This is a genomic window from Rhodanobacter glycinis (assembly GCF_006438785.1).
GTDB lineage: Bacteria > Pseudomonadota > Gammaproteobacteria > Xanthomonadales > Rhodanobacteraceae > Rhodanobacter > Rhodanobacter glycinis_A.
Map to the genome: position 1 here is coordinate 42,723 of NZ_RCZB01000009.1, position 7,870 is coordinate 50,592.

At 66.6% G+C, this 7,870-nt stretch carries 7 protein-coding genes; 3 read left to right on the forward strand and 4 right to left on the reverse strand.

Translation table 11 applies throughout. The features are described from left to right. The first annotated feature begins 55 nt into the window (after positions 1–55). Positions 56–1,354 (forward strand): polyhydroxyalkanoate depolymerase, encoded by a 1,299-nt coding sequence (locus EAH75_RS19435; protein WP_140656483.1) that lies wholly within the window; start codon positions 56–58, stop codon positions 1,352–1,354. Here EAH75_RS19435 and ltaE read toward each other — a convergent pair. The 3 genes from ltaE to lptF all read right to left on the reverse strand — a co-directional run bounded on the left by ltaE (position 1,329) and on the right by lptF (position 4,661). Then, entirely contained in the window at positions 1,329–2,348 is a 1,020-nt protein-coding gene (gene ltaE / locus EAH75_RS19440) for a low-specificity L-threonine aldolase (protein WP_140656466.1), read from the reverse strand. The genes EAH75_RS19435 and ltaE overlap by 26 nt on opposite strands. A 76-nt stretch (positions 2,349–2,424) precedes the next feature. Continuing rightward, a complete protein-coding gene (gene lptG, locus EAH75_RS19445) occupies positions 2,425–3,540 on the reverse strand; it encodes an LPS export ABC transporter permease LptG (RefSeq protein ID WP_240046352.1) in 1,116 nt (371 codons plus the stop codon). Continuing rightward, positions 3,537–4,661 (reverse strand): LPS export ABC transporter permease LptF, encoded by a 1,125-nt coding sequence (gene lptF, locus EAH75_RS19450; RefSeq protein ID WP_140806560.1) that lies wholly within the window; start codon positions 4,659–4,661, stop codon positions 3,537–3,539. The genes lptG and lptF overlap by 4 nt, the downstream gene beginning before the upstream one ends. A 98-nt stretch (positions 4,662–4,759) precedes the next feature. Between lptF and EAH75_RS19455 the strand changes: the two genes are divergently transcribed. Next, entirely contained in the window at positions 4,760–6,247 is a 1,488-nt protein-coding gene (locus EAH75_RS19455) for a leucyl aminopeptidase (RefSeq protein WP_140656472.1), read from the forward strand. A 23-nt stretch (positions 6,248–6,270) separates the two neighbouring features. Then, positions 6,271–6,693, forward strand: a complete 423-nt coding sequence (locus EAH75_RS19460; RefSeq protein ID WP_140656475.1) for a DNA polymerase III subunit chi — start codon at positions 6,271–6,273, stop codon at positions 6,691–6,693. A gap of 15 nt (positions 6,694–6,708) precedes the next feature. Here EAH75_RS19460 and EAH75_RS19465 read toward each other — a convergent pair. Next, positions 6,709–7,870, reverse strand: a 1,162-nt coding sequence (locus tag EAH75_RS19465; protein ID WP_140656478.1) for an ATP-binding protein, incomplete at its 5' end; no start/stop codon positions are given.

Consider the following 7,870-nt stretch of genomic DNA (forward strand, 5'->3'; position numbering starts at 1 on the left):
GCATGCCGGGAACGGCGCTAATATGGCTCTTTCGTCTCCCGGCAAACCCACTCCGATGCTTTATCAGATCCATGAATGGCAACGCTCGTTCCTCGGCCCGCTGAGCTACTTCGCGCAAGCCAACGCGAGCATGCTCAACGACAACAGCAGCCCGTTCGCCAAGCTGCCCGGCGCGCAGCGACTGGCCGCCGGCTACGAGCTGATCCATCGCCTCGGCAAGGATTACGAGAAGCCCGAGTTCGGCATCCATACCGCGACCGCCCACGATCACGAGATCGCGGTGATCGAGCGTGTCGCGCTGGAGAAGCCGTTCTGCCAGCTCAAGCGCTTCAAGCGCTTCAGCGACGATCCGGCCACCATCGAGAAGATGAAGAACGATCCGGTGGTGCTGGTGGTGGCGCCGTTGTCCGGTCACCACTCCACGCTGCTGCGCGACACCGTGCGCACGCTGCTGCGCGATCACAAGGTCTACATCACCGACTGGGTCGATGCGCGCATGGTGCCGATCGCATCAGGCACGTTCGGGCTGGACGACTACGTCGCGTATGTGGAGGAGTTCATCCGCCACATCGGTGCGCGCCAGCTGCATGTGATCTCGGTATGCCAGCCGACTGTGCCGGTGCTGGCGGCGGTCTCGCTGATGGCCGCGCGCGGCGAGGACACCCCGCTCAGCCTGACCATGATGGGCGGCCCGATCGACCCGCGACGCAGCCCTACCAGCGTCGACAACCTGGCCACCAACCAGCCGCTGTCGTGGTTCCGCGGCAACGTGATCCACACCGTGCCGCCGAACTATCCCGGCCGCGGCCGCGAGGTCTATCCCGGCTTCCTGCAGCACGCCGGATTCATCGCGATGAATCCCGGCCGCCATCTCAATTCGCACTGGGATTTCTACCAGGACCTGCTGCGCGGCGATCTCGACGACGCCGAGTCGCACCGTAAGTTCTACGACGAATACAACGCCGTGCTCGACATGCCGGCCAGGTTCTACCTGGACACCATCGAAAAGGTGTTCCAGCAATTCCTGCTGCCGCGCGGATTGTGGGATGTCGCCGGCGAGCGGGTGAACCCCGCGGCGATCACGCGCAGCGCCCTGCTCACCATCGAGGGCGAGCTGGACGACATCTCCGGCCTCGGCCAGACCGAAGCGGCGCACGACCTGTGCAGCGGCATCCCGGCCCAGCGGCGTGCACACAAAATGATCGAAGGCGCCGGCCACTACGGCATCTTCAGCGGCCGCCGCTGGCGCGAGACGGTCTATCCGCAAGTGCGTGATTTCATCCGCCAGTTCGACGCCGCGCCACCAGGCGGGCGCGGCGCATCGAAAGTCAGCCGCGCGAAAAAAACGCGCTGAACGCCTCGACGACGCGGGTAATGCCGTCGTCGTCGATATCCAGATGCGTGACCAGCCGCAGCGTCGGCAGATAGCCGATGCTGATGCGGATGCCCGCCTCGCGCAGATGGACGTCCAGTTCGCGCAGGCGCGCGGCGGGTACGTCGATGAACACCATGTTGGTGTGTTGACCGAGCAGGTCGACGCCGGCTATCTCGCGCAGGCGGCCGGCCAGATAGGCCGCACGGTGATGGTCATCCGCCAGTCGTGCGACGTGGTGATCCAGAGCGTGCAGGCCCGCCGCCGCGAGGATGCCGGCTTGCCGCCAGCCGCCACCGGCGACCTTGCGCCAGCGCCGCGCCTTGTCGATCAACGCGTGCGAGCCGACCAGCACCGAACCGACCGGCGCACCGAGTCCCTTGGACAGGCATATCGACACCGTATCGAAGTGCCGCGCGATCTCGCGCGCCGGCACGGCGCAGGCTACCGCCGCATTGAACAACCGCGCGCCATCCAGATGCAGGCCCAGCCCGTGCGAGCGCGCCACGTCGTGCGCGGCGGTGAGATAATCCAGCGGCAGCGTGCGGCCGTGCCAGGTGTTTTCCAGCGCCAGCACGCGGGTACGTGCGAAATGCGGATCGACCGGCTTGATCGCCGCCTCGATGCTTGCCAGCGGCAGCGAGCCATCGGCCGCCTGCACGATCGGTTGCGGCTGGATCGAGCCGAGCACCGCCGCGCCGCCGCCTTCGAACTTGTAGGTATGCGCGTCCATGCCGACCAGGTATTCATCGCCGCGTTCGCAGTGCGCCAGCAACGCCAGCAGATTGGACTGGGTGCCGCTGGGCACGAACAACCCCGCATCGAAACCCAGATCGTCCGCCAGCCGCTGCTGCAACGCATTGACCGTGGGATCCTCGCCATAGACGTCGTCACCGACTTCCGCCGCCAGCATCGCCGCGCGCATCGCGGTGGTCGGCCGGGTCACCGTGTCACTGCGCAGATCAATCACGTGCATCACCGATCCTCTGTCTCTGTGGAAAATGCCGATGCCCGGAGGCTATGCCATGGTCGCCGCGCAGCCGCCGTCGCGGTCAGGCGCTGCGCCTGAAATACAGCCACGCCGCGAGCCCCAGTATCGAGGCCGGCAGCAGGTTGGCGAGCAGCGGCGAAAGGCCGTAGACCGTGCCGAAGTTGACCATCGCCTGTTGCAGGAAATACCAGCCGATCGCCAGCAACATGCCGATGAACATGCGCTTGCCCAGCCCGCCGGAACGCAGTGCACCGAACGCGAACGGCATCGCGCACAACACCAGCACCAGCACGTTGAGCGGATACAGCGCGCGACCCCAGAACGCCACCGCGTAACTGCCCGGGCTTTGCCCGTTGCTTTCCAGATACTGGATGTTGCGGCGCAGGTCGCGCATGGACAGGTATTGCGGCTGGATCACCGACTGCGCCAGCACCTGCGGATTGAGGCTGGACTGCCAGGGCTGGCTGGCGATCGTGCTGGGATGCGTACCCTGCGCATCGAGCGTGGTGTTGCGCACGTCGTGCAGCACCCACTGGTTGCTGTCGTGTTCGGCGGTCTTGGCCCATTCGAAACGACTGAGCTGGCCATCGTTGCTGAAGGTGAACACGCGCACGTCGCTGAGTTGCACGCTGCTGACCCCGTCGTGCTGCTTGAGCGAGGTGCCGCGGGCATTGATGATGGTGTTGCCGTCGCGCGCCCACAGCCCGCTGTTGGTGCCCATGCCGAGGTCGCCGGATTTCATCCGAAGCTGCATCGCCTGCGCCTGCTGGTCGCCCCACGGCGCCGCGGTCTCGCCGAGGATCACCACGCCGACGATAAGCACCGCCACCACGCCCACGGCCGAGCCCGCAATACGCAGGCGTGACATCCCGGCCGCACGCAGGGCGGTCAGTTCGCCGGTGCCGGCCAGCCCGCCCAGACCGAGCAGGCCGCCGATCAAGGCGGCATTGCCGAACATCTCGTAGGCGCGACGCGGAAAGGTCACCAGCACATAGACGATCGCGTTGCTCAGCGTATAGCCGTGCTTGCCCACGCTGCCGAGCTGGCGCAGGAACTGGGTCACCGCGTCGAAGCCGGTCAGCACCAGCCATACCATCAGCAGCGAGCCGAGCACGCTCATCGCCACCAGCCGATCGACGCGCTTGATGTTGAACATGTTGGCGAGAGACAGCGTCATGCCGGCGCACCCGCCTGCGGCTTGTGCGGCCGGGCTGCCTTGCGCGGCGAATACTGTTTCCACAGCATCCAGCCGGCCAGCGCCAGCACCACGGCATGCAAGACCCACAACGGCGCCTCGTTTTGCCAGTGGCCCTTGCCGATCTGCGCGCGGCCCAGCGCAAGCAGCAGGTAGTAGAGATAGAAGCTGACCACGGCCAGCAACAGGCGGCCATACTTCGGCTCGCGCGGGCTCTGTCGCGACAGCGGCAAGGCCAGCAGCAACAGCACCAGGGTCAGCGGCGGCGCATTGGCGCGCCAGGCGAACTCGGCGCGATCAGACGGATCGTTCGACTGGGCCAGTGTCCAGCTGCCCTTCGAGTGAGCCGGATCATCGTCATCATCGGCCTGCACGCTGGAGAGCGAGGTGTCGTTGCGCTGGTATTGCATCTGCCGCCAGTTGTCGGTGCCCAGCGGGATGTCGTATTGCCATCCGTCCTTGAACGCAATGAATCGGCCGTCGCCGTCGCTCTCCTGATACAGCTCGCCGCTGGCCGCGCTGACGACCTTCAGATGCGTCGGGCCATCCTTGCCGGTGCTCTCGGTGGCGACAAAGGTACGCCCCAGCTTGCTGCCATCGCGGCTCAGGCTGTCGACGAAGATGATGCCGCCCTTGCCCGGCAGGTTGGTGAAGCGACCCGCATCCAGTCCGGCCGCAATCACCGAACGATTGGCGGCGGCCACCATCGCGTCGCTAGTGCGCACGGCCCACGGCCCCAGCCACAGCGACACCAGTGCGGTGATCGCCACCAGCGTCACTCCGAGAATCAGCACCGGCCGCAGCAAGCCGGGCGGGCCCATGCCGGAAGAGGCCAGCACATGCATCTCGCTCTCGCGATACATCCGGCCCAGTCCCATCAGCACGCCGATGAAACTGGCCAGCGGCATCATGTTGGTCAGGCCATCGAGCGTGCGCAGGCCTAGCACCTGGAACATCACGCTGGGCGGAAAACTGCCGTTGGCGACCTGCTGCAGCACCTTGGCGAACGCGCTGCCGGCCACGATGACCAGCAGCACCACCACGGTGGCGGCCACGGTCTGCGCCAGCTCGCGCAGGAAATAGCGGTCGAGGATGCTCAGCATGCGATAAACTTGTCCGCTTACCCACCGCGCCAGGTCGGCGCGGCAAATCACAAGTCTAGCCTGTCCGGCTGCCGCCGGGCCCATGCAGGAACATCCCGATGACACTCCAGTTCAGCCTCGACACGGCCGCTCCCGAAACCGTCGACACGGCCTGCGTGCTGGTCGGCGTGTACGAACACGGCGTACTGACCAGTGCCGCCGCTCAGCTGGACAGCGCCGCCGGCGGCATGCTCAAACGGCAGGTGGAGAGCGGCGACATCAGCGGCAAGGCCGGCAGCAGCACGCTGCTTTTTGCGCCGACCGGTGTCGCCGCAAAACGCGTGCTGGTGGTGGGCCTGGGCACGCAGAAGTCGTTCGATGCCGCTCGCTTCCAGAAAGTGAACCTCGAAGCGGCACGTGCACTTGGCCGTCTGCCGGTGGCCGATGCCGTGTCGTACCTGACCGAAGTGGACGTACCGGGCCGCGACAGCGCCTGGCGCGTGCGCATCGCCGCGCTGGCCAGCGATCATGCAGCCTACCGTTACACCGCCACGTTCAAGCCGCGCGACAAGAACAAGCAGCCCGAACTGACTGCACTCGCGTTCGCGGCCAATGCCGACGCGCAAGTCGGACTCGACCAGGCGGTGGCGATCGCCGACGGCGTGCGCTTTGCCCGCGAGCTGGCCAACCTGCCGCCGAACATCTGCAACCCGGCGTACATTGCCGCACAGGCGCAGGCGTTTGCCGACACGCAGGACAAGGTCAGCTGCAAGGTGCTCGACCACGTCGAGATGGAAAAGCTCGGCTTCGGTTCGCTGCTGGCGGTGGCGCGCGGCTCGATCAACAAGCCACGATTGATCGCACTCGAATACAAGGGCGGCAACGATGGCGACAAGCCGTATGCGTTTGTCGGCAAAGGCGTCACCTTCGATTCCGGCGGCATCAGCCTGAAGCCTGGCGCCGGCATGGAAGAAATGAAGTTCGACATGGGTGGCGCGGCCGGCGTGCTCGGTGCGTTTGTCGCCGCGGTGAAGATGGGCCTCAAGCTCAATCTGGTTTGCGTGGTGCCGAGCGTGGAAAACATGCCGGATGGCGACAGCTACCGTCCCAGCGACGTGCTGACCAGTTTGTCCGGCCTGACCATCGAAGTGCTGAATACCGATGCCGAGGGCCGGTTGATCCTGTGCGATGCGCTGACCTGGACCGCGCAGAACTACCAGCCGAAGGCGATGGTCGATGCCGCCACGCTCACCGGCGCCTGCGTAGTCGCGCTGGGCAAACATGCCAGCGGCCTGATGAGCAAGCACGACGACCTCGCCGCCGAACTGCTCGCCGCCGGTGAGGAAACCCTCGATCGCGCCTGGCGCCTGCCGCTGTGGGACGACTATCAGACCCAACTCGACTCCGGCTTTGCCGACGTCGCCAACATCGGCGGCAAGAGCGCCGGTGCGATCACCGCCGCGTGCTTCCTGTCGCGCTTCACCGACGGCCAGCGCTGGGCCCATCTGGACATCGCCGGCACCGCGTGGGACGAAGGCCGCAAGGGTCTGGCTACCGGCCGGCCGGTCGCGTTGCTGGCGCAGTGGCTGCTGGATCGCGCTGGCTGAGCGCACCAAGGAGCCGACCTGCCATGCCACGCGCCGACTTCTACCTGATCGACAAGCCGCGCTTTCGCGAGCAACCGCTGTTGCTGGTGTGTGAGCTGGCGAAGAAGGCGTTCTCGGCGCAGCAGCCGACGCTGATCCTGACCCGTGATTACGCACAGGCCGAAGCGGTCGACGAGCTGCTGTGGGCGTTCGACGAAGACGTGATGATTCCGCACCAACTGGCCGGCGACGACGACGATGCGGCGACTGCCGTGCTGATCGTGCCGCCAGGCATCGACACCGCCGATCGTCCGTTGCTGATCAACCTGCGCGAGACCTGCCCCGGCGGCCGTTACCAGCGCGTGCTGGAGGTGGTGGCCGCCGATCCGGCCGAACGTGATGGTTCGCGCACGCGTTGGCGCGAGTACCAGCGGCTTGGATTCGAACTGCACAAGAACGACATGTAGCTGGCGACGCGCCGCTCATGCCAGGGCAATGACCGGTGGTGACGCCGCAACGATGGTGCGCGCCAGCGCGCTGGCCAGTTGTTCGCCGCTGAGCGGCTTGCACAGGAAGCCATCCATGCCGGCTGCGCGCGCACGCAGTGCGTCCCCGCTGCCCGAACGCGCGGTGACCGCCACGATCGGCAGATGCCGCCCGGCATGCTCGCGCTGGCGGATCAGGCGGGCAATCTGGAAGCCATCGACGCCGGGCAGATCCAGATCCAGCAGCACCGCGTCGAAGCTCGCATGCGCCAGCTCGGCCAGCGCGGCGAGTCCGTTGACGACGTGCACCACGGCGTGTCCCTGCTGCTCCAGCAGGCCGCCGATCACCGCGGCCACGATGGTGTCGTCCTCCACCAGCAGCAACCGGAAGTTGCGGCCCGCCGTGTCCGTCGAGGGCGATGCCGGTGCCGGCTCGGCGAGCGGCAGTCGCACGAGGAACGTGCTGCCATGCGCGAGGCGCGATTCCAGTTCGATGCTGCCGTCCATCATGTCGACCAGTTCGCGGCAGATCGCCAGGCCCAGCCCGCTGCCGGCGCGCCGCTGTGGGCCGTCCTCCTGCTCGAAGCGCTGGAACAGCCGCGCCTGACTGGCTTCGGGAATGCCCGGGCCGGTGTCGCTCACGCTGAACAGCAAGCCGTCGGGCGTGCGCCGCGCGCGCAAGGTGACGTGGCCGTGCTCGGTAAACTTCAGCGCGTTGTTGGCCAGGTTCAACAGCACCTGCTTGATCCGCAGCGCATCGCCCACCAGTCGCGCCGGCAGGTCATCGGCCACCTCCAGCACGAAGCGGATGCCCTTGGTGTGGGCCAGGCCTTGTTCGAGCTGTGCGACATCCTCCAGCAGCTGGCGCGGATCGAACGGCGCCGGTTCCAGCTCCAGCTTGCCGGCCTCGATGCGGGCCAGGTCCAGCGCATCGTTGAGCAGCTTCAGCAGCATGCTGCCGGAGCGCTGCATGGCCTGGGTGTAGTCATGCTGCAACGGACTCAGCGGCGTGCTGAGCAGCAACTCGGCCATGCCCATCACGCCGGTCATCGGCGTGCGGATCTCGTGGCTCAGCGTGGCCAGGAACTGGGTCTTCGCCGCGCTCGCCGCTTCGGCCATCTGCCGTTGCTGCTCGACCAGTTGCATGTGATGGCGCTGC